The following is a 22,009-nucleotide window of genomic DNA, read 5'->3' on the forward strand; positions in this document are numbered from 1 at the left end:
CGCCTTTGTTGTGCAGCGTTGTCTTACGCGGTCGCGCGCTCGCGTTTCATCTCGTTGCGCATGATGAAAAGCGAGGCGCCGAGGATCAGGACCGCCCCCAGCCACAGATAGCCGCTCGGCGCATAACCGAAGACGAGCCAGCCGGCGAGAACGTTGAGCGGTAGCTTGAGATCGTCGAAAGGCTGCACATACGCTGCGTCTGCGACGGTATAGGCAAGCGTCAACAGATACTGTGCCACCACGGTCAAAAGCCCCGCCAGCACCAATAGCGCAAGGATAGTTCCACTCGGCACGACAAACCCTGCCGACAGCGCCAGCACACCATTGATCGGCGTCAGAAGCACGAGCAACCAGACCGTTATCGTCTCAGGGCGCTCGATGCCTGTCAGGCTCTTGGTGATCAGCGACGCCGCCCCCCAGAGCAGCGCCGAGAAAACCGGCAGCAGCGCTGCCCAGGTGAAGCTTTCCGACCAGGGCTGCAGGATGATCGTGGCGCCGGCAAAGCCGACTGCCGCCGCTGCCCAGCGTGCCGGACCAACGCGTTCGCCCAGGAAGAGCCGCGCACCAAGAATGATGAAAAATGGCGATGTCATCACCAGCGCGATCGCCTGCCAGATCGGAACAGAAGCCAGGCCCGAAACCCAGGCCCCTACGCCGAGCGCCGCAAAGGCAACGCGAATGACGTGACGCCAGGGGTAATCGGTGCGCATGGCCGACAGGCCGGCGCGAAACAGGAACGGCAGGGAGAAGACGAGTGCAAATGCATATTGCCAGAAGGCAGTCGAGGTGGCGGAAAAGCCGAGTTGCATCGTCATCCATTGCGTGACGACATTCAGGAGAGCAAAGGCGACGCCGGCCAGTATCATCCAGGCCGCACCGGCCATGGCACGGGAGGTGAAAAGTGCTTGGGTCGTCTCGCTCATGTCCTTCATCCGCAAACAGGGACCTACACAAATCAGGACACATGAGCGCAGGATGCGACGACGGACCGCCCGCCCGTCGCACCCACGATCATTCTCTTTCATCCGGACTGTGACCGTCGGCTCCGGAATCGCACCGGATCTGCTAACCTTCCGACACGACAGCGCCTGAAGTGCTCGCGGGCTTGGGCCTGCTGCATAATTCCTTAAATCCAATCCGATTTAAGGAGAAAATTATGCAGCAGCTTTCAAGTGTCACAGCGTCCGTTGCGCGTCATATTTGACGCGCGGCGCTGAGCCCTTACCGCCGGTGGGGAGTTTCACCCCGCCCTGAGAACAGGGCTGAGCCGTAGACCAAAGACCGCGCTGCTGCAAGGGCAGCCGAAACGCAAAAGGGTCCGGCGTGAACCGAACCCTTCAAGACTTGGACGGCCGGCCTCGTATCCGGCCGTCAAGCAAACCTATCAGCCGTTAACGGCATCCTTCAGGCCCTTGCCGGCCGTGAACTTCGGAACGTTGCGTGCCGGGATGTCAACTTCAGCGCCCGTGGACGGGTTGCGGCCCTTGGAGGCTTCGCGACGCGAAACGGAGAAGTTGCCGAAACCGACGAGGCGAATGTCGCCACCGTCCTTAAGTTCAGCCTGGATGGTCTCGAAAACTGCATCAACTGCGGAAGATGCGTCGGTCTTGGAAAGTCCGGCCTTCTCAGCAACGGCAGACACGAGCTCATTTTTGTTCATGTTTCCACCCCTTTCAAAATGGTTCGAAACGACTGTGTTTTTAAGCCGCGGCGGCTTGCGCATCGCCCGCGTCTTGCCATTCCCAATTGCGCCTAATCCCTTGGAATGCAAGGCTTGCAGCATGCTTTTACAACAAAAAAGACCGGCCAGAGGCCGGTCTTCCTTGTTTTTCTGCCAAATGGGCCTGACGGGAACACAATTGCACCCGCCCGGTCCTGTCAATCAGTGGGCGATGGAAGCGCCCGCTTCGTCCTGCGAATCAACCGCGGCGACGGTTGCCGGCTCATTTGCCGGGTCCCATTCGATCGGCTCCGGGACGCGGACCAGAGCGTGCTCGAGCACTTCACCCATCCGCGAAACGGGGATGATCTCCAGCACGTTCTTCACGTTGTCCGGGATCTCGGCGAGATCCTTGGCGTTTTCCTCGGGGATCAGCACCTTCTTGATGCCGCCGCGAACGGCCGCCAGCAGTTTTTCCTTCAGTCCTCCGATCGGCAGCACGCGGCCGCGAAGGGTGATCTCACCCGTCATCGCCACGTCCTTGGAGATCGGAATACCGGTCATGACAGAGACGATCGCTGTTGCCATGGCAACACCGGCCGACGGGCCATCCTTGGGCGTCGCGCCTTCCGGCAAGTGCACGTGGATGTCGCGCTTGTCGAACAGCGGCGGCTCAATGCCGAAGTCGATCGCCCGCGAGCGGACATAGGATGCCGCCGCCGAAATCGATTCCTTCATCACGTCGCGCAGGTTGCCGGTGACGGTCATGCGGCCCTTGCCGGGCATCATGACGCCTTCGATCGTCAGCAGTTCGCCGCCGACCTCGGTCCAGGCAAGACCTGTGACCACACCGACCTGATCGTCGCGTTCGGCTTCGCCGTGACGATAACGCGGTACGCCAAGGTAGTCCTGGATGTTGCCGGCAGTGACTGCCACTGCCTTGGCCTTGCCCTTGATGATCTCGGTTACCGCCTTGCGGGCGAGCTTCATCAGTTCGCGCTCGAAGTTACGAACGCCGGCTTCGCGTGTGTAGGTCTGGATGATCGCCATCAGCGCACCGTCGGTGACCGAAAACTCTTTCGGCTGCAGCGCGTGATCGCGGATCGCCTTCGGCAGCAGGTGCCGCTTGGCGATTTCCAGCTTTTCCTCTTCGGTGTAGCCGGCAATACGGATCACTTCCATGCGGTCCATCAGCGGCGCCGGAATGTTCAGCGTGTTCGCCGTGGTGATGAACATCACGTTGGACAGATCGTATTCGACTTCAAGGTAGTGATCCATGAAGGTCGAGTTCTGTTCTGGATCCAGCACCTCCAGCAGAGCCGAGGACGGGTCGCCACGGAAGTCCTGGCCCATCTTGTCGATCTCGTCGAACAGGAAGAGCGGGTTGGACTTCTTCGCCTTCTTCATCGACTGGACGACCTTGCCGGGCATCGAGCCAATGTAGGTGCGGCGGTGACCGCGGATTTCGGCTTCGTCACGAACGCCACCCAGCGCCATGCGCACGTATTCGCGGCCGGTCGCCTTGGCGATCGACTTGGCAAGCGAAGTCTTGCCGACGCCCGGAGGGCCGACGAGGCACAGGATCGGGCCTTTGATCTTCGTCGAACGGGCCTGGACGGCGAGATATTCGACGATGCGCTCCTTGACCTTGTCGAGGCCGAAGTGATCGACGTTGAGCACTTCCTCGGCATGGTTCAGATCGGTCTTGATCTTGGACTTCTTGCCCCACGGCATGCCAAGCAGCCAATCCAGATAGTTGCGCACGACGGTTGCTTCCGCCGACATCGGGCTCATCTGGCGCAGCTTCTTCAGCTCGGCGTCGGCCTTTTCGCGCGCTTCCTTGGAAAGCTTGGTCTTGGCGATGCGCTCTTCGATTTCGGCCATCTCGTCGCGGCCGTCTTCACCGTCGCCGAGTTCCTTCTGGATCGCCTTCATCTGTTCGTTGAGGTAGTACTCGCGTTGGGTCTTCTCCATCTGGCGCTTGACGCGCGAACGGATACGCTTTTCCACCTGCAGGACGGAGATCTCACCTTCCATGAAGCCGAGCGCCTTTTCCAGGCGCATCTTCACGCTGGTGGTTTCCAGCATTTCCTGCTTTTCGACGATCTTGATCGATAGATGCGATGCGACGGTGTCGGCAAGCTTCGAATAATCTTCGATCTGGCTCGCGACGCCGACGACTTCCGGAGAAATCTTCTTGTTGAGTTTCACGTAGCTTTCGAATTCGGAGACGACCGAGCGGCTGAGCGCCTCGATCTCGACCGGATCTTCTTCCGGCTCGTCGAGCGCCTGTGCGGACGCTTCGTAGAATTCTTCGCGCGGCGTGTAGCTGTCGATCTTGGCGCGCGTGCGCCCTTCGACCAGCACCTTGACGGTGCCGTCGGGCAGCTTCAGGAGCTGCAGGACATTGGCAATCGTGCCCACCTGGTAGATCGCCGAGGCTTCCGGATCGTCGTCCGTCGCGTTGATCTGGGTGGCAAGCATGATCTGCTTGTCGGTCCCCATGACTTCTTCAAGCGCACGGATGGACTTTTCACGGCCGACAAAGAGCGGCACGATCATGTGCGGGAAGACTACAATGTCGCGAAGCGGCAAGACCGGATAGGTCGCGCTTTCAGTCGCCGGAGACGTTTTGCTCGTCATGTCATTTCCTTTCCGTCCCGATTTCGGGCCCGTTCCCGGGAGCCACAGCGGCACTCCCGGTTGTCATATTTTCCACATGAAAGTGGAGTGCTAGAGAGTCCTTTTCAAGGCTCGCCGCAACATCCACCATCAGTGGCCGGGTCCTTCTGACTACGCTTTATTGCTGTTGCGTACCTTGCGACGGAAAACGAGGCTTCAAGGATATGCAACGGCCGAGGCCCTCTACTGAATCGTCACATCATTGCGTTGTTAAGACACTTTAGCAACAACCGAATTGTTAAATCGTCCCCCGCGCAAGCCATCTCAACAACTAAGTGCAAGGCCATGAAAAAGCCCGCACGAGGCGGGCTTTTTCAGGTCCGATCTGTGGGCCTGCGATCAGGCCGAAACGTTCGCCTTCTCTTCCGAGCGCTCGGAATAGATGTAGAGCGGCCGCGCCGCACCCTTCACCACCTCGTCGGAGATCACGACTTCGCGAACGCCTTCGAGCGTCGGCAGCTCGAACATCGTGTCGAGCAGGATCTTTTCCATGATCGAGCGCAGGCCACGGGCGCCGGTCTTGCGCACGATGGCGCGACGGGCGATCTCGCGCAGCGCGTCCTCGTGGAAGGTCAGTTCGACGTCCTCCATCTCGAACAGCCGCTGGTACTGCTTGATCAGAGCGTTCTTCGGCTCGGACAGGATCTGGATCAGCGCGTCCTCATCGAGGTCTTCGAGCGTTGCCAGAACCGGCAGACGGCCGATGAATTCCGGGATCAGGCCGAACTTAACCAGATCTTCCGGCTCGAGTTCGCGCAGAACTTCGCCGACGCGGCGATCTTCCGGCGAGCGAACCGTCGCGCCGAAACCGATCGACGTCTTCTCGCCACGGGCGGAGATGATCTTATCGAGGCCGGCGAAGGCGCCGCCGCAGATGAACAGGATATTGGTGGTATCCACCTGCAGGAATTCCTGCTGAGGATGCTTGCGGCCACCCTGAGGCGGCACCGAAGCAACAGTGCCTTCCATGATCTTCAAGAGCGCCTGCTGCACGCCCTCACCGGAAACGTCACGGGTGATCGACGGGTTGTCGGATTTGCGCGAGATCTTGTCGACTTCGTCAATGTAGACGATGCCGCGCTGGGCGCGCTCGACATTGTAGTCGGCAGCCTGCAGCAGCTTCAGGATGATGTTTTCGACGTCTTCACCGACATAGCCGGCTTCCGTCAGCGTCGTCGCATCGGCCATCGTGAAGGGCACGTCGATGATGCGTGCAAGCGTCTGTGCGAGATAGGTCTTGCCGCAACCGGTCGGGCCGACGAGCATGATGTTCGACTTCGCCAGCTCCACATCGCTGCCCTTGGCCGCATGGGCCAGACGCTTGTAATGGTTGTGCACGGCGACCGAAAGAATGCGCTTCGCCTGCTGCTGGCCGATGACGTACTCGTCAAGGACCTTGATGATTTCCTGGGGGGTCGGAACGCCATCGCGGGACTTGACCATCGAGGTCTTGTTCTCTTCGCGAATGATGTCCATGCAGAGCTCGACGCATTCATCGCAGATGAAGACCGTCGGTCCGGCAATCAGTTTGCGGACTTCGTGCTGGCTCTTGCCGCAAAACGAACAATAAAGCGTATTCTTCGAGTCACCGCCGTTGCTACCGCTGACCTTGCTCATTTCCATTTCCTTCCAGCACGCCGGACATCTTCGGAAAAGATATCACGGACCACTCAATTCGCCCCGCGCAAAGACCTGCGCCGCATTAAGAGGGCTTCCGGGAGTACTCACCGTATCAGGGCATTTTGCCCAAGATTCGGCCGCAACGACTCTCCCACCTAACTCTGAACCCTATGTCTTCACAGCTCAATAGAACATTAAGGGGTCATCTTAGCGGCTTTACCCCCTCGATAAAGCCCTTTCACCATTACAATTGTGTCACAATTGCATCTATCGTGACACAAAAGCGCGTTATCACGCCTGCTCTGCAGCCTCGATCGCTTCGCGCGACGTGATGACCTTGTCGATCAGACCCCAGTCGAGCGCTTCGTCGGAACTCATGAAATGGTCGCGATCGAGCGTCTGTTCAACCTCTTCGTAGGTCCGGCCGCAATGCTTGACGTAAACCTCGTTCAGGCGCCGCTTCATCTTGAGGATGTCCTTGGCGTGACGCTCGATATCAGAGGCCTGGCCCTGGAAGCCACCGGACGGCTGATGCACCATGATGCGCGAGTTCGGGGTGGCGAAACGCATGTCCTTGTGGCCGGCAGCCAGCAGGAGCGAACCCATCGAGGCGGCCTGACCGATGCACAGCGTCGAAACCGCCGGCTTGATAAACTGCATGGTGTCGTAGATCGCCATACCGGCGGTAACGACGCCACCCGGCGAATTGATGTAGAGAGCGATTTCCTTCTTCGGGTTTTCTGCCTCGAGGAAAAGAAGCTGGGCGCAGACGAGCGTTGCCATCTGATCTTCGACCGGACCGGTCAGGAAGATGATGCGCTCTTTCAGAAGGCGCGAAAAGATATCGTAGGAACGTTCGCCGCGGTTGGTCTGCTCCACAACCATCGGCACCAGCGCCATGGCGGTATCAACTGGATTTCTCATATCGAACCTTCATCAATCGGGCCCGCAATGCCTTTGCGAACCGGGAATCACAGGATTAGCCTTCTGCCCCTACATAGAGTGTCAACACCCTTCACTTCAAGTCGCCAACCTCCGATAACCTTAATCGGCGGCGCCCTTCCAGCCTAAGAACAGCGGTCCTCCACACGTGATTGCTGATAGAACATTTTTTCGCCGCCGCCTTTGCCAACGCCCTGGCTTTTGCGCTTTCCGCACAGCATTCGCCACCGCTGGGTAAACGGACGGTAAACGGCGCGCGCGCCACGGCGGACCTCAAAGCTGCGATTCGATCGGCAGGATACGGATGATCCCGGCGATAACGCGCCTCAGCAGGCTGGCGTCGGGCTCGCGCCGCAGCCGCCGCTCGGTCCCGTTGGTTCGGTCACGCCAGACGAGCCGCGCACCTTCAAGGCTTAGCCGATAACTGACGGACGGGGCCGTCTCGTCCTCAAACATCGTGGCGAGTTCGCCGGCAAGTGCTGCATCCACAAACACAACGCCCATTTCGGTGTTCAGCGATGCCGACCGCGGGTCGAAATTCATCGAACCGACGAAGCCGTTCAGACCATCGACCACAAAGGCCTTGCTGTGCAGGCTCGCATTGCGCCGGCCAAACAGCGACATACGATGACTCTCGACCGTATCGCCCTGCTCTTTCAGTTCGAAAAGCTCGACACCGGCGCGAACGAGGTTTCGACGGTACTTCACATAGCCACCATGAACGGCCGCGACGTCGGTCGCAGCCAGTGAATTTGTCAGCACCGCGACGCGGATGCCCTTTTTCACAAGCGCCGTCAGTTCGCGCGTCCCGGCCGTGCCGGGAATGAAATAGGGCGAAATGATGCGCAGATCGTTCTTTGCCGCCTGGATCAGCGGGAAGAGTTCGCGCAGCAGCCAGTTCTGCCGCTTTTGCATCAGCGCCTTCTCGGGCGGGTCGGCCTCAAGGCGAACGTTGTCGATCCAGTACAGCCTTCTCGAGCCGCTATAGAACGTCTCTTCGGCCATCGCGTCAGTCACGCGCTCCAGATAGAAACGGGCGGCAGGCGTGCGCGCATGGGCATCGAGCGCCTCCCTCAGCGCCGGCAGATATTGCTTGCGGGGGGTGCGCAGTTTGGCGATCGGCAGCACGGACGTGCTGTTCCAATAGCGATCGAACATTGCCGTTGCCTGATCGACCACCGGCCCGATCATCCAGAGATCGAGGTCACGAAAGTTTGAAAGCTCGGCCGCGTCGAAATAGGCATCGCCGATATTGCGCCCGCCGGCGATGGCCAGGCGCGCATCGGAAACCCACAGCTTGTTGTGCATGCGGCGTGTGGCGCTGAAAGCGCGGATGGCCATCTCGAAACCCCGGCGGATACGATCGGTGCGGGCACGGCTTGGATTGAAGAGCCGGACCTCAATGTTCTCGTGGGCATCAAGCGCGATGCACATCCGGTCGTGGATGCCGGCGTTGATATCATCGAGCAGCAGGCGGACGTGGACGCCGCGGTCGGCAGCCGTCAGGATTTCACGCGTGAGCAAGAGACCGGTCAAGTCATCCTTCCAGTAGTAGTATTGCAGGTCGAGGCCGCGGCCGGCCCTGCGAGCCGCATGCGCCCTGACGACGAAAGCTTCGATGTTGTCAGAGACCAGCGATATGCCGTTCTTTCCGGAACGGGTGCGAAGCAGCGGGCCTATGGCCCGATCGAGTTCGGTATCGGCGTCAGCGACAGGGAGTGCAGCAGACGGGTCTCCATGGGGACGCCGACCGAAGCGGCCATAGACATAGAAAATCGCCGCACCGAACGCGCCGCCGATGGCGACAACGGCAACAATGACAAAGGACAACATCACCTGCCCGCCAGAAAGTGTCTCAGGCCGATCCGGCCCGGCTCACTTCAATCCGTTCGTTGTTATGGTCTTCCCGCTTGCCGACCTTCAGATCGATCGATGCCTTGACCGGCAAATGATCGGAAGCGATGCGGGCCAGAGGAGAATCGTGCACTGCGACCGATGTCACCAGGCTGTGCGGGTTGCCGAGAACGCGATCGAGCGGCAACAGCGGAAAGCGAGAGGGAAAGCTCGCGACGGTCGCATGCGAGGGGTCGAAGACGGGGCTAAGGAAGGACAGCGACGACCGTTTGCCCATGCGCCACTCGTTGAGGTCGCCGATCAAAAGCGTGGGTCGCCCGCCCGCATCGGAGGCCGCCTCGATGATCGCCTCGGCCTGTTGCGCGCGGGAATGACGAAGCAATCCGAGATGGGCGGCGATCACGCGCAGCGGCCCCATCCTGAGGTCAAGATCGACAACGAGCGCTCCGCGCGGCTCGACACCCGGAAGTTTCAGTTGCTGTACGTCGGAAACCGCACCTTCACGCAGAAGCAGCACATTGCCGTGCCAGCCATGCCCCTTGGTGGAGAAGCCCGAGATCGGAACGGATACGAGATGCGCTTCGCGCCGCAGATGTTCCAGATCGAGGAGCCCTGCCCGCTCACCGAACCGCTGGTCGGCTTCCTGAAGGGCGACGATATCGGCGCCGAGTTCGCCGATCACTTGGGCCGTGCGGCCCGGATCAAAGCGGCCATCGGTGCCGACACATTTGTGGATGTTGTAGGAAGCGATGACGATATCACCGCGGTTGACCGCCGCCTCACGGCTGACGACGGTGGGTCGCCGCTTGCGGATTGCCGCTACGATGCCCGCCGATAGACTGGTCTGGTTTTTTGCCATGCCGCTCCCTGCTTGCTGCCGCATCATGCGCAAATAGGTCGCCGGACGCCACTGAAAAAGGCTCCAGACCAAAACTTGTTCCGTTCGAAATGGCGGCAGTGGCGCTTTTTCGAACTGCTCCACAGTCATCGGCGCCGCTCAGACCTCAAGGCACAGGTAGACTGTTTCCCGCATTTTTGAGGGCTGGAGAATGACGGCCGGCCGCCGGGCCACCCGCCGTTGCGCAAACGCGACCTTCAATCCGCCGGACCGGCAAAGAGGATCAGATTGCCGTCGGGATCAAGGACGATGAAGTTCCGCGCACCCCAAGGCTCGGTCCGCAATGTTTGGTGAAAACGCACGCCGGCGGCCTGATAGTCGAGGAACAGGCGCTTGAGCTCATCCGATGTGGCGACGGTCAAGGAGGCGGAAAGCAGATGCTCCCGCTCTCTGATGTCGCCGACGAAGACAGGCTCGCAGACCAGGCGCAATGCGAGCAGCGCATTGTCGCGTTTCACCTGGCCATAGAAGGGTGGATCGCCGTAGACGAAGTCGACGGCAAAACCGAGTTTGTCGGTGACGAAGTCGCAAGACGCCTTGATATCGGCGACGAACAATTGTGCCGAAGTCGATTGCAGAACAGGGCGCGGTGCTGCTTGTTTTGCTTGCATGGTCATTGTCAGGGCTCCTGATTTGAGCGCCTGCCAGCCGTCAAAACCCATCTGGCGTGCGACCAGTTCCTGGGCGTCGGCGAGCTTGAAGTCTGCCTTCAATATTTCCCGATCATCCAGGTCGGGCCTGCTTCTTGAGGTTTTCGAGGTTCGGCATGGGCGCAACTAAGGTCTATCTACCGTAGGTGGGCGTTGCCCTTTCGACCTTGCACCGATGCGCCCTACGCAGCGTCAGAACATTGACTCGCGGTGAGCTATCTTGTCAACGCGCTGATACCGCAAGCCGATGACCCGTTGCGACAACCACTCAGTCGCGCTGTCGATCGGTCAGGGCTCTGCAACTTGTACTCTTGCGGGGCGAACCCGGTCGCCCTTAGAAATAGCTGTCGCACCCGCCTTGCAAAGAGCCAGATCATGCCGCCCAAGCCCGCCATCATCATCGACAGCGCCAAGCGAAGCGTTTCGATCGACGTGCACGACCCGGATTTCTACCGTGCGCCACTGTCGGCTTACGCGGAAATTCACGCCCATTGCCCGGCATTTTACTGGAGCGAGCGCGAACAATGGTATTTCGCGGGCTACGACCAGGTGAACGCGTTGCTACGCGACCGGCGTTTTGGCCGGCAGATCCTACACGTGGCGACACGCGAAGAACTCGGCATGCCGGCACCGAAGCCGCATCTGAAGGATTTCGACGCACTTGAGGAGCATTCGCTACTGGAGCTCGAACCGCCGACCCACACCAGGCTTCGCACCCTCGTCAACCGCGCCTTCGTCTCCCGGCAGATCGAACAGTTGCGGCCGGACATCGAACGGCTTTCGCATACGATCATCGACGGTTTCGAGCAGGACGGCGAAGTCGAGCTACTGAAGACCTATGCCGAAACGATCCCGGTCACGATCATCGCCAGGATGCTCGGCATTCCCGTCGACGCCGCGCCAAACCTGCTCGATTGGTCGCATCGCATGGTGAGAATGTACGTCTTCAATCGGAGCCACGAGACCGAGTTCGACGCCAACCAGGCCTCCGCCGACTTCGCCGACTACCTCAAGACCATCATCGCCGAGAAGCGCCGCAAGCCGGCCGACGATCTGCTGACACATATGATCACGTCGGAGAAAGATGGAGAGCGATTGTCCGAGGCAGAGCTGGTTTCGACGGCCGCCCTGCTTCTCAACGCCGGCCACGAGGCGACCGTCCATCAGATCGGCAACGCGGTCAGAACGATCCTGCAGTCGGACCACGCGCCGGGAGATCTGTTCGCAACGGAGGCGACGACCGATCTTGCGATCGAGGAGTGCCTCCGATTTGCCGCACCGCTGCATATCTTTCAACGCTATGCGCTGTCGGATATCGAACTCGACGAAGGGATTGCGCTTCGCAAGGGCGACAAGATCGGCCTGCTTCTTGGTGCCGCCAATGTCGATCCGCGGAAGTTCAGCGACCCTGACCGCTTCAAGCCTGCGCGCGACGAGGGCGTCAACGTCTCGTTCGGTGCGGGCCTGCACTTCTGCATCGGAGCGCCGCTCGCCCGGCTCGAACTCAAGCTGTCGCTGCCGATCCTGTTCCAGCGCTTGCCCGGGATGCGGCTGAAACACCCGCCGGAAGTGAAGGACAGTTTCCATTTCCATGGCCTGGAGCGGCTCGATCTCGTTTGGTGAAGGGACACCCCTGCCCGGTCTGCGCAAAGCAAACGGCTTCGACGCAACCGCCGAAGCCGTTTGATCCCAATTGCAGAGGCGAATGCGTTGGGGTTTAGACGGCGGCGGCCGTCTGTTCGACACCGTAGCGCGCCGCCGGCCTGTCATGCGAAAGATTGGGCGACAGCACCATGCGCGCCTTTGTGAAGGCGTGCCAGTCGGCAGCGTCGGGCAACGATGGAATGGTGACCAGTTCTCCCTGGTCGAAACCGGCAAGTGCCGCGTCGACGAGATCGGTGACGTCCATCACCATCGAAGGGTCGAGCCGGTCGATCGAGCCGCCGGCCCGGTCAAAGATCTCGGTGCGGGTCAGCCCGGGCAGCACCGCCTGAACCCTGACGCCCTTGTCTGCCGCTTCCACGTTGATCGATTGCGTCAGGTTAAGCACAAACGCCTTGGAGGCATTGTATGTGCCGTTGAACCGCTCGGGCACCAGCGCGACGACGGAGGCGATGTTGATGATCGCTCCCTTGCCGCGCATCGCGAATGTCTGGGCGGCGGCAATCGCCAACCGGTTCACGGCGACGACGTTCAGCTCGATCATGGCTTCGAGATAGTCCAGGTCATCAGTGAGCAGCGGTCCCTTCGGACCGATCCCCGCGTTGTTGACAAGGAGTTCGATTGCCTCGTCTTCGCGCAGGCGCTTCTCGACCAGCCTTACGTCATCCCGTAGCGTCAAGTCCGCCTTGAGCACGTCGACCGTCACACCGTATTGCGCCGACAGCTTGGCGGCAAGATCGGAGAGACGCTTTTTATCGCGTGCCACCAGAACCAGGTCATGGCCGCGTTGCGCCAAGCGGTCCGCATAGGTCGCGCCGATGCCCGACGACGCGCCCGTCACCAGCGCCTTACCCCTTTTCTCCACTGCACGCATTGTCGGTTTCCTTGTTCGGATTTCAATCTAGTGGTATATGCCACTAAATATACAGCAAACTGGACGCTGCGCAAGAGTGGCGCTACCAAAGTCGAAAATGGGCGCCGCAGCTCCCGACGGAGGAAACGATGGACGACACGCCGAAGGGAATCTGGGACTTCTGCACCAACAGTGCGCTGAAGCGCGCCTCGCGACAGTTAGGACAGCTCTATGAGGATGTGCTCGCACCAAGCGGATTGCGCGGCACGCAGTATTCGCTGCTGAGCCAGATCGCCCATAGCAAGAATGCGTCGCTGCGCACGCTCGCGGATCTGTTGGTGATGGACCTGTCGGCGCTTGGTCACACGCTGAAGCCACTCATCCGCGACGGCTATGTCGAGCTTGTGCCCGACGCGTCGGACCGGCGAGTGAAGCGCGTTCAGCTGACGCCCTTCGGCGCCAAGAAGCAGCGGGAGACGACGGATCTCTGGCGCAAGGCGCAGGCGCGCTTCGACAATGCTCTCGGTAAACAGGAGGCCGAAGCCTTGCGGCGGGCGCTGAACGGAATCTCGGAAGCCTCGTTTGCCGAAGCGTTCACCCGGGCATCGGACGGTACCGAGCCGGGCGCAAAGGGATAACGGGTCGATCAGAGGCGGATGACGTAATCCTTGCGGGTCGTCTCGATGACCTCCCACGTTCCCTTGAAACCGGGCTGGAGGATCATGCTGTCGCCGGCGCGCAGGTGCACCACTGCGCCGCCGTCGTCGGTGACGACCGAGTAGCCCGACAGGATATGGAAGTACTCCCATTCGTCATAGGCGATGCGCCACTTTCCGGGCGTGGATTCCCAGACGCCGGCATAAATCCCGCCATCGGCCTCCTCGACGTTCCAGGTGCGGAACCGAGGCGTGCCGGAAATCAGCCGATCGGCCGCAGGCCCGCCGACTTCGGGCTCGATCGCCGCCAAGTCGAATTTCTGCATCTTCACCATCACGCACCAACTCCATAAGGGGACGGAAGGTCCGTCCCCTCTTTTTCATATCAATATCAGATCTTTGCGAGCGACTGCTCGAGATCGGCGATGATGTCGGAAACGTCTTCGATACCGACAGACAGGCGCACGACATCGGGACCTGCCCCCGCCGCAACCAGCTGCTCCGGGGTCAGCTGACGATGGGTGGTCGAGGCCGGGTGAATGACGAGCGAACGGGTATCACCGATATTGGCAAGGTGAGAGAACATCTCGAGCCCCTCGACGAAGCGCTTTCCTGCCTCGTAGCCGTCCTTGAGACCGAAGGTGAAGACGGCGCCGGCACCCTTCGGTGCATAGCGCTTTTGCAGCGCATTGTTCGGATCGTCCTCAAGCCCGGCATAGTTGACCCAGGACACCTTGTCGTGGCCCTTCAGCCACTTGGCAACGGCGAGCGCATTGTCGCAATGGCGCTGCATGCGCAGCGGCAGCGTCTCGACGCCAGTCAGGATCATGAAGGCGTTGAACGGCGAAATCGCCGGCCCGAAGTCGCGAAGCCCGAGAACGCGAGCAGCAATCGCAAAGGCGAAATTGCCAAAGGCCTGATGCAGCACGACGCCTGCATATTCCGGGCGCGGCTCCGACAGCATTGGGTACTTGCCGGACTTCGACCAGTCGAAGGTGCCGCCATCGACGATGACGCCGCCCATCGAATTACCATGACCGCCGATGAACTTGGTGAGCGAATGCACGACGATATCCGCACCGTGCTCCAGCGGACGCAGCAGGTAGGGTGTCGCCATCGTGTTGTCGACGATCAGCGGCAGGCCATGCTTGTGTGCGACCTCGGCAATCGCGGCGATATCGACGAAGGTACCACCCGGATTGGCGAGACTTTCGATGAAGATCGCCTTGGTGCGCGCATCGATCTTCGCCTCAAAGCTCGAAGGATCGCCCGGATCCGCCCAACGAACCTGCCAATCGAAGGACTTGAAGGCATGGCCGAACTGATTGACCGAGCCACCGTAAAGACGGTTGGCGGCGACGAAATTGTCACCCGGGCTCATGATCGTGTGGAATACGAGAAGCTGGGCCGCATGCCCGGAAGCAACCGCCAGCGCCGCAGTGCCGCCTTCCAATGCGGCGAGGCGCTCTTCCAGCACCGCCTGCGTCGGGTTCATGATGCGGGTGTAGATATTGCCGAACTGCTGGAGGCCGAAGAGTGCTGCCGCATGGTCGGTGTCGTTGAAGACGAAGCTGGTCGTCTGGTAGATCGGCGTCGCCCGGGCGCCCGTCGTCGGATCTGGTTGCGCTCCGGCGTGGATTGCGAGCGTGCTGAAACCAGGATTGTCTTTCGTCATTCGTCCCTCCCATGACCGCGCCGCACCTCCCATGGAGGCGCCAAACGCACCCTATCCCTTTGATTCCAGGCATCGTGCGCGTCGAAGAACAGCTTCGATTTCGGCTTCATGCGCTGGAGCGGCGGCACTATCCCAGAGCCGCCACGCGTGGTCAAAGAAAGATTTTTTCAAAACTGACGGTTGCACGAAACATCGCTGTGGCCGATGCCGTGTCAGCCGATCAGACGCGGATACTCCATCGCCGGACAGCGATCCATGACGACCTTGATACCGGCGGCCTCCGCCTTGGCAGCAGCGGCGTCGTGCCTCACCGACAGTTGGCCCCAGATCGCCTTCGGCAAGGTCTCGAGCGCCAGGATCTCGTCGACGAGCGCCGGCAGTGCATGGGCCGCGCGAAAGACGTCGACCATGTCGATCGGCTCCTTGACGTCGGTGAGCCTGCCGACGACGGGCTGATCGAGGATCGTCTTGCCGACATGACCCGGATTGATGGGGATGACGCGATAGCCCTTGCGCAACAGGAAGGCCATGACCCGATGGCTCGGCCGCTCGGCGTTCGGCGATGCACCGACGAGGGCGATCGTCTTTGTCGAACGCAGGATGTCGGCGAGGTAATAATCCGGGTAGGCGTCGTGGTTCATGTTCTGATCCGAACTCATCTGTTATACGCGTGTATAGTTCGCACGGTGGCGGCGGGTGTCAATCGAGCGCCCGATGGCGGCGGCGGAACGGCTGTAGCGCCGCACAGGCATCCTCCCGCCAATTTCCGGTTGCTTTTCCCGTACAGTGGCGCGACAACGCTGGCAACGGCCTGCCCCATTCTCCACTGAGGTTTCACCTTGCCCCTTGATGTCATTGCGCTCGTCCTCTTCGGGGCGCTGTTGCACGCGACCTGGAATGCGCTGGTCAAGGCGGGCTCGGAGAAATCGCTCGATGCGGCAATGATCGCACTCGGCGCGGCAGTCGTGGCCATTCCTTTCCTGCCGTTCCTGCCATTGCCGCAGCCGGAAGCCTGGCCGTTCATCCTGGTTTCGGCGCTTTTCCAGTTTGCCTATTTCCAGCTGGTCGCTGCCTCCTACCGTGCCGGCGATATCGGGCTAGTCTATCCCCTGATGCGCGGCGTCGCGCCACTGATCGTCGCCTCCACCAGCAGCGTCATCATCGGCGAGCAGCTGACAACCGGCGCCATGGCGGGTGTGTTGACCATCAGCGTCGGCGTGCTGACGCTCGCCTTCGAATCGCGAAAAGGCGGCAAACACGCGATCATCCTGGCGCTACTCAATGCCTGCGTGATTGCATGCTATACCTTTGTCGACGGCATCGGCGCGCGGGTGTCGGGCAACGCGATCTCCTACACTTTGTGGATGGCGCTGCTTCCGCCGGTGTTGCTGTTTACCTGGGCCTTTGCCCGGCGGGGCATCAAGCCGGTCGCCCGCCACGTCTACAAGAACTGGTGGCGCGGCCTCATCGGCGGCGCCGGCTCCATTGGCGCCTACGGCCTGGCACTGTGGGCGATGACGAAGGCGCCGGTCGCGACCGTCGCAGCGCTGCGCGAGACCGCGATCCTGTTCGCTGTCGTTATCTCCGTGGTGTTTCTGAAGGAGCGCGTCAGCATCTGGCGCATCGCCGCCGCCTGCGTAATCGCGCTTGGCGCCCTGCTCCTGAAACTGGCCTGACCGCTATTCCCAATCCCAATTATTCCCTATCCCACTCCGGCATCCGCTTGCCGAGGAAGGCGCCGATGCCGTTCTCGGCGTCGCCTGCCAGCATATTTTCGACCATGACGCCGACCGCATAATCGTAAGCCTCGGGAAGGCTCATTTCCGCCTGGCGATAGAACGCTTCCTTGCCGATCTTCAGCGCCTGCGGCGATTTCGAAGCAATGACGGCTGCATATTTGTCGACGACCTGGCGAAGATATTGCTGGGGCACGATGCGATTGACCAGGCCGAAATCCTTGGCGGTCGATGCATCGATGGTCTCGCCTGTCAGAAGCATTTCCATCGCCTGCTTGCGATGTGCTGCCCGCGACAGCGCCACCATCGGCGTCGAGCAGAACAGGCCGATATTGACGCCCGGCGTGCAGAAGGTGGAGCTGTCGGTGCAGATCGCCAGATCACAGCTGGCAACAAGCTGGCAACCGGCTGCCGTCGCCAGGCCGTCGAACTCGGCGATGACCGCCTGGGGCAGCCGCGTGATCTTGATCATCAAATCTGCAGCAAGGCGGATCGTCGTTTCGAAGAAGGCCCTGCCCCCGTCGGCATCGGCCCGATGTGCCGTCATTTCCTTGAGGTCGTGGCCCGCGGAGAACAGCTTGCCGGATGCCGCCAGCACGACAACTCTGATGTCCTTGGAATGGGCAACGGCATCGAGCGCCGTATGCAACGCCTCCATCAGCTCGATCGAAAGCACATTGGCTGGCGGGTTGTTGAGCGTCAGCCGAAGCACCGGTCCCGAAAGCTCGCGCACCAGCAATGCACTCGGCTCTTCCTTCCGAAATGAAACAACGTCCGCCATGCTTTTCTCCTGCTGTCCTGTCTATCCCCGTAAATGGGCATCCGTGGTACGCCGCCTCCTGCAACCTTTCAAGTCAGTGGTAGCTGTCGCGACTTAGACCTTTTTCCGCCTTGCGCAAAAACGCATGTCGGCTTCACTAAGTGTCGATGTTAGCGCAAAGGAATACCTGCCGATGAAGATCCAGCCCATCATGACGGTCGAGGAGCTGAACCGGTTTCTCGACACGGACTTTCCTCAGGTCCACACGGACGGCAAAGTGTTCCATGTCACCGAGGCCGGCCCCGGATTTGCGACGATGCGACTCGATCCGAACGAGCGTCATATCCGGCCGGGCGGCACCGTATCGGGCCCGACACTTTTCGCGCTTGCGGACGTTTCGGCTTATATCGCGCTGATCGCCCATATCGGACCTGTGGCGCTTGCCGTCACCACCAATCTCAACATCAATTTCCTGCGCAAGCCGGAGCCGCGGCCGCTCGAATGCACCTGCCGCATCCTCAAGCTCGGTAAGCGATTGGCCGTTCTTGACGCCGCTATCGCAATGGTCAGCAGCGACGATCTCGTGGCGCATGCGACAGCGACCTATTCGATTCCGCCTCAGTAAATTGAGGTATCAATGCACCACATTGCTAAGTCGTTGTTTTCGCAATACTTTATTTCGACCTTGCAAAATTCACGTTGTTGACGCCGGTTTAGGGCTTGGGTATAAGCACCCTCAGATCGCGGTCCCTCTCGGGCCGCTTTCTTCTTTTGGCTGAGTTTCAGTCAAAACCAAGCAACAAGAAACGCCCAGCGGTTCGCCGTTCGGGTCCAGAGAAAGAGTTTTGTTATGGCAACCTTCGTTCAGAAGCCTGCAGAGGTGGAGAAGAAGTGGATCATCATCGATGCCGAAGGCCTCGTTGTCGGTCGCCTCGCTTCCATCATCGCGAACCGCCTGCGCGGCAAGCACAAAGCCACCTTCACGCCGCATGTTGACGATGGCGACAACGTCATCGTGATCAACGCCGAGAAGGCCGTGCTTACGGGCAAGAAGTACACCGACAAGAAGTACTACTGGCACACCGGCTACCCCGGCGGCATCAAGGAGCGCACCGCGCGCCAGATCATCGAAGGCCGCTTCCCGGAGCGCGTCATCGAGAAGGCCGTCGAGCGCATGGTTCCCCGCGGCCCGCTCGGCCGTCGCCAGATGAAGAACCTGCGCGTTTACGCAGGCACGAACCATCCGCATGAAGCACAGCAGCCGGCCGTCCTCGACGTCGCCAAGCTGAACAGCAAGAACACAAGGAGCGCCTAATGGCCGACCTTTCCGCTCTCAAGGAAATCGCCACGACTGCGGAACCGGCAGCTCCGGTTCACGTCAAGAAGGTCGATGCACAGGGCCGCTCCTACGCGACCGGCAAGCGTAAGAACGCTGTCGCCCGCGTATGGGTCAAGCCCGGCTCGGGCAAGATCACCGTCAACGGCAAGCCGTACCTCGACTACTTCGCTCGTCCGGTTCTGCAGATGATCCTGCAGCAGCCGATCGTCGCAGCTGCCCGTGATGGCCAGTTCGACATCGACGCGACGGTCGCCGGTGGCGGTCTCTCCGGCCAGGCCGGTGCCGTTCGTCACGGCATCTCCAAGGCGCTCACCTACTTCGAACCGGGCCTGCGTCCGGTCCTGAAGAAGGGCGGCTTCCTGACCCGCGACAGCCGTGTCGTCGAACGTAAGAAGTACGGTAAGGCCAAGGCCCGCCGTTCGTTCCAGTTCTCCAAGCGTTAATCGCTGGAAGACACTGCATTTTGGAAGGCCGGGTTCGCCCGGCCTTTTTTTGTTTCAGATCGGCAGCTCGGTCGTCGACTTCAACTCGCGCAGCACGAAGCTTGAAACCACCGTGCGCACATGCGGATTGCGCATGAGATAGCGCGTCATGAAGGCGTCATAGCTGTCGACGTCGTTCGCGCGGATCTTCAGCATGTAGTCGAAGGTTCCCGACAGCGCATAGCACTCCATAATCTCCGGCCGATCGCGGACAACCGCCGAGAAAGAGGCGATGGCCTCGTCATGATGATCCTCCAGCGTCACATGGGCGATGATGCAGAGTTTCAGATCCAGTTTCGACGGATCGAGCAGCGCCACCCGCTTGCGGATCACGCCGTCGGCCTCCAGTTCCTGCAGCCGGCGCCAGGCGGAGCTTTGCGACATGCCCGCGCTTTCCGCGAGCTCCGACAGCGACTGGCCGCTGTCGGCCTGAATCAGCCTCAGCAGCTTGCGCAATGGCTGGGAAGTTTCCTTCAAATCCGACGACATTTTGAAATTTCCTCCCGCATCAGCGGCTTCCGCCGGCAACTGTGAAACAAATACTCGCTCCATTCGCGATACAATTGCAACAACCGGATGTTTTGACGAATGAGGAGACGTCATGCCCAAGGAAAGCAGCTACACCGCGAAACTGCCGGAGCCCGATGGCAGCTACCACTACACGCCCGAGGAAGATGCGATCTGGGGCGAACTTTACCAGCGACAGATGGCACTGCTCGCCGACAAGGCCTGCGACGAATATCTGGAGGGCGCGCGCAAACTTGGCCTTGGCCCTGACCGCGTGCCGCAGTTGCAGGACGTCAACCGCCGCCTGCAGGAAACCACCGGCTTCGGTGTCGAAGGCGTACCGGCACTGATCCCGCCATCGCGGTTCTACGAACTTCTGTCTGAGGGCAAGTTTCCGCTCGCAACCTTCATCCGCAGGCGCGAACACATCGACTATATCGAAGAGCCTGATATTTTCCACGAGGTCTTCGGCCATTGCCCGCTCCTGACCAACCAGAGCTACGCCAACTTCGTCCGCCGCTTCGGCGAAAAGTCCGTCGCACTTGGCAAGGGTTATTCCTGGCATATGTTCCGGATCTTCTGGTTCACTGTCGAGTTCGGACTGATCAACACGCCGCAAGGTCGGCGCTGCTTCGGTGCCGGCATCGTGTCGTCGCCGAACGAGACCCGCACGGCGATGGAGCCGTCGGCGAGTGAATTTCGCCCCTTCGACCTGATGACGGTGCTGCGCACCCCCTATCGCATCGATATCGTCCAGCCGATCTACTACGTGATCGACAGCTTCGCGCAGCTCGAGTCCATCATCGAAGAGGACATCGGCGCGCGCATTACCGAGGCCAAGGCGCTGGGTGACTTCGCGCCGACCTTCGAAGCCAAGGCGTCCTGACAGCATTACAGCGCCGCGCGTCAAATATGACGCGCGAAGGACGCTGTAACACTTTGAACCTGCTACATATTTTTATCCTTAAATCGGAATCGATTTAAGGAACTATGCAGTAGAATTCGCCGGCAGGGACTTGCCTTGCCGGCGACGATTGTCCAACGTTCCGCCATACACGGGAGACGGGATATGGCGAACAGGACGATCGATCACGCGCTAACGGCGCGCTCACTCACATCGGCGGCATCGGACCCGACGCATGCCGGCATTCTCTCCTTCATGCGGCGCAAATACTCAAAGCAGCTGAAGGACGTCGATGCCGTCGTCTGGGGCATCCCGTTCGACGCCGCAACCTCCAATCGTCCCGGCGCCCGCTTCGGGCCGCAGGCCATCCGCCGCGCCTCGGCGATCTTCGACAACGATCCGCAATACCCGTTCGAACGTGACCTCTTTGCTGAAATGGCAACCATCGATTACGGTGACTGCCTGCTCGACTACGGCAACCACTCGAAAACGCCGGCGACGATCGAGCGCGAAGCGGCAAAGATCCTGAAGAGCGGCGCCTATCTGCAGACGCTTGGCGGCGACCACTTCATCACCTATCCGATCCTGAAAGCCCATGCGGCCATCCATGGCCCCCTCGCCCTCGTCCAGTTCGACGCGCACCAGGACACTTGGCCGGATGAACGCGGTCGTATTGATCATGGCTCGTTTGTCGGCCGTGCGGCGCGGGCGGGCCTGATCGATACCGACGCATCGATCCAGATCGGCATCCGCACCCATGCGCCCGAAGACTGCGGCATCCGCATTCTCTATGGCTACGACATCGAGGAAATGAGTGTTTCAGACATTGCCGACGCCATCATTCAGCAGGTCGGGGAACGCAAAGCCTATCTGACCTTCGACATCGATTGCCTCGACCCTGCCTATGCGCCCGGCACCGGCACTCCGGTCGCCGGCGGCCCATCCAGCGCCAAGATACTCTCGGTTCTACGCAAGCTCGGAGCCCTGACTGTCGTCGGAAGCGATGTCGTCGAAGTCGCGCCTGCCTATGACCACGCGGACATCACCGCCATCGCCGGCGCGACGGTCGCCATGTACATGCTCGGCCTGCACGCCGAAAAGCTGGCGGAGCGTTCGACGCTTCGCTGAT

General features: G+C 60.5%; 21 protein-coding genes, 1 pseudogene and 1 riboswitch. Of the genes and pseudogenes, 8 read left to right on the forward strand and 14 right to left on the reverse strand.

Features of this window, described 5'->3' with window-relative positions:
* Positions 1–23: 23 nt before the first annotated feature.
* The 8 genes and pseudogenes from ASD52_RS32580 to ASD52_RS32615 all read right to left on the reverse strand — a co-directional run bounded on the left by ASD52_RS32580 (position 24) and on the right by ASD52_RS32615 (position 10,424).
* Positions 24–923 (reverse strand): DMT family transporter, encoded by a 900-nt coding sequence (locus ASD52_RS32580; RefSeq protein ID WP_057212386.1) that lies wholly within the window; start codon positions 921–923, stop codon positions 24–26.
* An 86-nt stretch (positions 924–1,009) separates the two neighbouring features.
* Positions 1,010–1,262: riboswitch (FMN riboswitch) on the reverse strand.
* Between the two features lie 122 nt (positions 1,263–1,384).
* On the reverse strand, positions 1,385–1,660 hold the full coding sequence (gene hupB, locus ASD52_RS32585) for a DNA-binding protein HupB (RefSeq protein ID WP_025426572.1): 276 nt from the start codon (positions 1,658–1,660) through the stop codon (positions 1,385–1,387).
* A 222-nt stretch (positions 1,661–1,882) separates the two neighbouring features.
* Positions 1,883–4,303, reverse strand: a complete 2,421-nt coding sequence (gene lon / locus ASD52_RS32590) for an endopeptidase La (protein WP_025426571.1) — start codon at positions 4,301–4,303, stop codon at positions 1,883–1,885.
* A 378-nt stretch (positions 4,304–4,681) separates the two neighbouring features.
* On the reverse strand, positions 4,682–5,959 hold the full coding sequence (gene clpX / locus ASD52_RS32595; RefSeq protein ID WP_025426570.1) for an ATP-dependent Clp protease ATP-binding subunit ClpX: 1,278 nt from the start codon (positions 5,957–5,959) through the stop codon (positions 4,682–4,684).
* A gap of 294 nt (positions 5,960–6,253) precedes the next feature.
* The gene (gene clpP / locus ASD52_RS32600; protein ID WP_025426569.1) at positions 6,254–6,886 is read right to left on the reverse strand and encodes an ATP-dependent Clp endopeptidase proteolytic subunit ClpP; all 633 of its coding nucleotides are present in this window, start codon (positions 6,884–6,886) and stop codon (positions 6,254–6,256) included.
* Positions 6,887–7,177: 291 nt separating this feature from the next.
* Positions 7,178–8,737: a phospholipase D family protein gene (locus ASD52_RS32605; RefSeq protein ID WP_025426568.1), complete on the reverse strand. Its 1,560-nt coding sequence runs from the start codon at positions 8,735–8,737 to the stop codon at positions 7,178–7,180.
* 22 nt (positions 8,738–8,759) lie between these two features.
* Positions 8,760–9,617, reverse strand: coding sequence for an endonuclease/exonuclease/phosphatase family protein (locus ASD52_RS32610; RefSeq protein ID WP_025426567.1), 858 nt, complete (start codon positions 9,615–9,617; stop codon positions 8,760–8,762).
* 236 nt (positions 9,618–9,853) lie between these two features.
* Positions 9,854–10,424, reverse strand: a pseudogene (locus ASD52_RS32615) (VOC family protein).
* Positions 10,425–10,681: 257 nt separating this feature from the next.
* Between ASD52_RS32615 and ASD52_RS32620 the strand changes: the two are divergent.
* The gene (locus ASD52_RS32620; RefSeq protein ID WP_025426566.1) at positions 10,682–11,929 is read left to right on the forward strand and encodes a cytochrome P450; all 1,248 of its coding nucleotides are present in this window, start codon (positions 10,682–10,684) and stop codon (positions 11,927–11,929) included.
* A gap of 94 nt (positions 11,930–12,023) precedes the next feature.
* On the opposite strand, the gene ASD52_RS32625 is transcribed toward ASD52_RS32620, so the two are convergent.
* Complete coding sequence (locus ASD52_RS32625; protein ID WP_025426565.1) at positions 12,024–12,842, reverse strand: SDR family oxidoreductase; 819 nt, start codon at positions 12,840–12,842, stop codon at positions 12,024–12,026.
* Between the two features lie 128 nt (positions 12,843–12,970).
* Here ASD52_RS32625 and ASD52_RS32630 point away from each other — a divergent pair, with 128 nt between their 5' ends.
* The gene (locus ASD52_RS32630; RefSeq protein WP_025426564.1) at positions 12,971–13,459 is read left to right on the forward strand and encodes a MarR family winged helix-turn-helix transcriptional regulator; all 489 of its coding nucleotides are present in this window, start codon (positions 12,971–12,973) and stop codon (positions 13,457–13,459) included.
* A gap of 8 nt (positions 13,460–13,467) precedes the next feature.
* On the opposite strand, the gene ASD52_RS32635 is transcribed toward ASD52_RS32630, so the two are convergent.
* From ASD52_RS32635 to ASD52_RS32645, 3 genes are all read right to left on the reverse strand, one after another.
* The gene (locus ASD52_RS32635) at positions 13,468–13,812 is read right to left on the reverse strand and encodes a cupin domain-containing protein (RefSeq protein WP_025426563.1); all 345 of its coding nucleotides are present in this window, start codon (positions 13,810–13,812) and stop codon (positions 13,468–13,470) included.
* 56 nt (positions 13,813–13,868) lie between these two features.
* Positions 13,869–15,152: an O-acetylhomoserine aminocarboxypropyltransferase gene (locus ASD52_RS32640; protein ID WP_025426562.1), complete on the reverse strand. Its 1,284-nt coding sequence runs from the start codon at positions 15,150–15,152 to the stop codon at positions 13,869–13,871.
* Positions 15,153–15,364: 212 nt separating this feature from the next.
* Complete coding sequence (locus tag ASD52_RS32645; RefSeq protein ID WP_025426561.1) at positions 15,365–15,793, reverse strand: CoA-binding protein; 429 nt, start codon at positions 15,791–15,793, stop codon at positions 15,365–15,367.
* Positions 15,794–15,991: 198 nt separating this feature from the next.
* Here ASD52_RS32645 and ASD52_RS32650 point away from each other — a divergent pair, with 198 nt between their 5' ends.
* On the forward strand, positions 15,992–16,828 hold the full coding sequence (locus ASD52_RS32650; protein ID WP_025426560.1) for an EamA family transporter: 837 nt from the start codon (positions 15,992–15,994) through the stop codon (positions 16,826–16,828).
* A gap of 19 nt (positions 16,829–16,847) precedes the next feature.
* Here ASD52_RS32650 and ASD52_RS32655 read toward each other — a convergent pair whose 3' ends face one another.
* Positions 16,848–17,669 carry an enoyl-CoA hydratase gene (locus ASD52_RS32655; RefSeq protein WP_025426559.1) on the reverse strand — a complete coding sequence of 274 codons (822 nt, stop codon included), beginning with the start codon at positions 17,667–17,669 and terminating at the stop codon, positions 16,848–16,850.
* A 172-nt stretch (positions 17,670–17,841) separates the two neighbouring features.
* Between ASD52_RS32655 and ASD52_RS32660 the strand changes: the two genes are divergently transcribed.
* The 3 genes from ASD52_RS32660 (at position 17,842) to rpsI (ending at position 19,430) form a co-directional block, all read left to right on the forward strand.
* Entirely contained in the window at positions 17,842–18,273 is a 432-nt protein-coding gene (locus ASD52_RS32660) for a PaaI family thioesterase (protein ID WP_025426558.1), read from the forward strand.
* A gap of 225 nt (positions 18,274–18,498) precedes the next feature.
* Positions 18,499–18,963 (forward strand): 50S ribosomal protein L13, encoded by a 465-nt coding sequence (gene rplM / locus ASD52_RS32665; RefSeq protein ID WP_025426557.1) that lies wholly within the window; start codon positions 18,499–18,501, stop codon positions 18,961–18,963.
* Positions 18,963–19,430, forward strand: a complete 468-nt coding sequence (rpsI, locus tag ASD52_RS32670) for a 30S ribosomal protein S9 (RefSeq protein WP_025426556.1) — start codon at positions 18,963–18,965, stop codon at positions 19,428–19,430. Before rplM ends, rpsI begins: the two co-directional genes overlap by 1 nt.
* Before the next feature lie 54 nt (positions 19,431–19,484).
* Here the strand turns inward: rpsI and ASD52_RS32675 are convergent, their stop codons facing one another.
* Positions 19,485–19,958, reverse strand: coding sequence for an Lrp/AsnC family transcriptional regulator (locus ASD52_RS32675; protein WP_051509158.1), 474 nt, complete (start codon positions 19,956–19,958; stop codon positions 19,485–19,487).
* A 112-nt stretch (positions 19,959–20,070) separates the two neighbouring features.
* Between ASD52_RS32675 and ASD52_RS32680 the strand changes: the two genes are divergently transcribed.
* Positions 20,071–20,862 (forward strand): phenylalanine 4-monooxygenase, encoded by a 792-nt coding sequence (locus tag ASD52_RS32680; protein WP_057226520.1) that lies wholly within the window; start codon positions 20,071–20,073, stop codon positions 20,860–20,862.
* Between the two features lie 183 nt (positions 20,863–21,045).
* Complete coding sequence (gene speB / locus ASD52_RS32685) at positions 21,046–22,008, forward strand: agmatinase (protein ID WP_057211432.1); 963 nt, start codon at positions 21,046–21,048, stop codon at positions 22,006–22,008.
* Position 22,009 lies beyond the last annotated feature (1 nt).

Source organism: Ensifer sp. Root142 (assembly GCF_001426785.1).
Lineage (GTDB): Bacteria > Pseudomonadota > Alphaproteobacteria > Rhizobiales > Rhizobiaceae > Ensifer > Ensifer canadensis.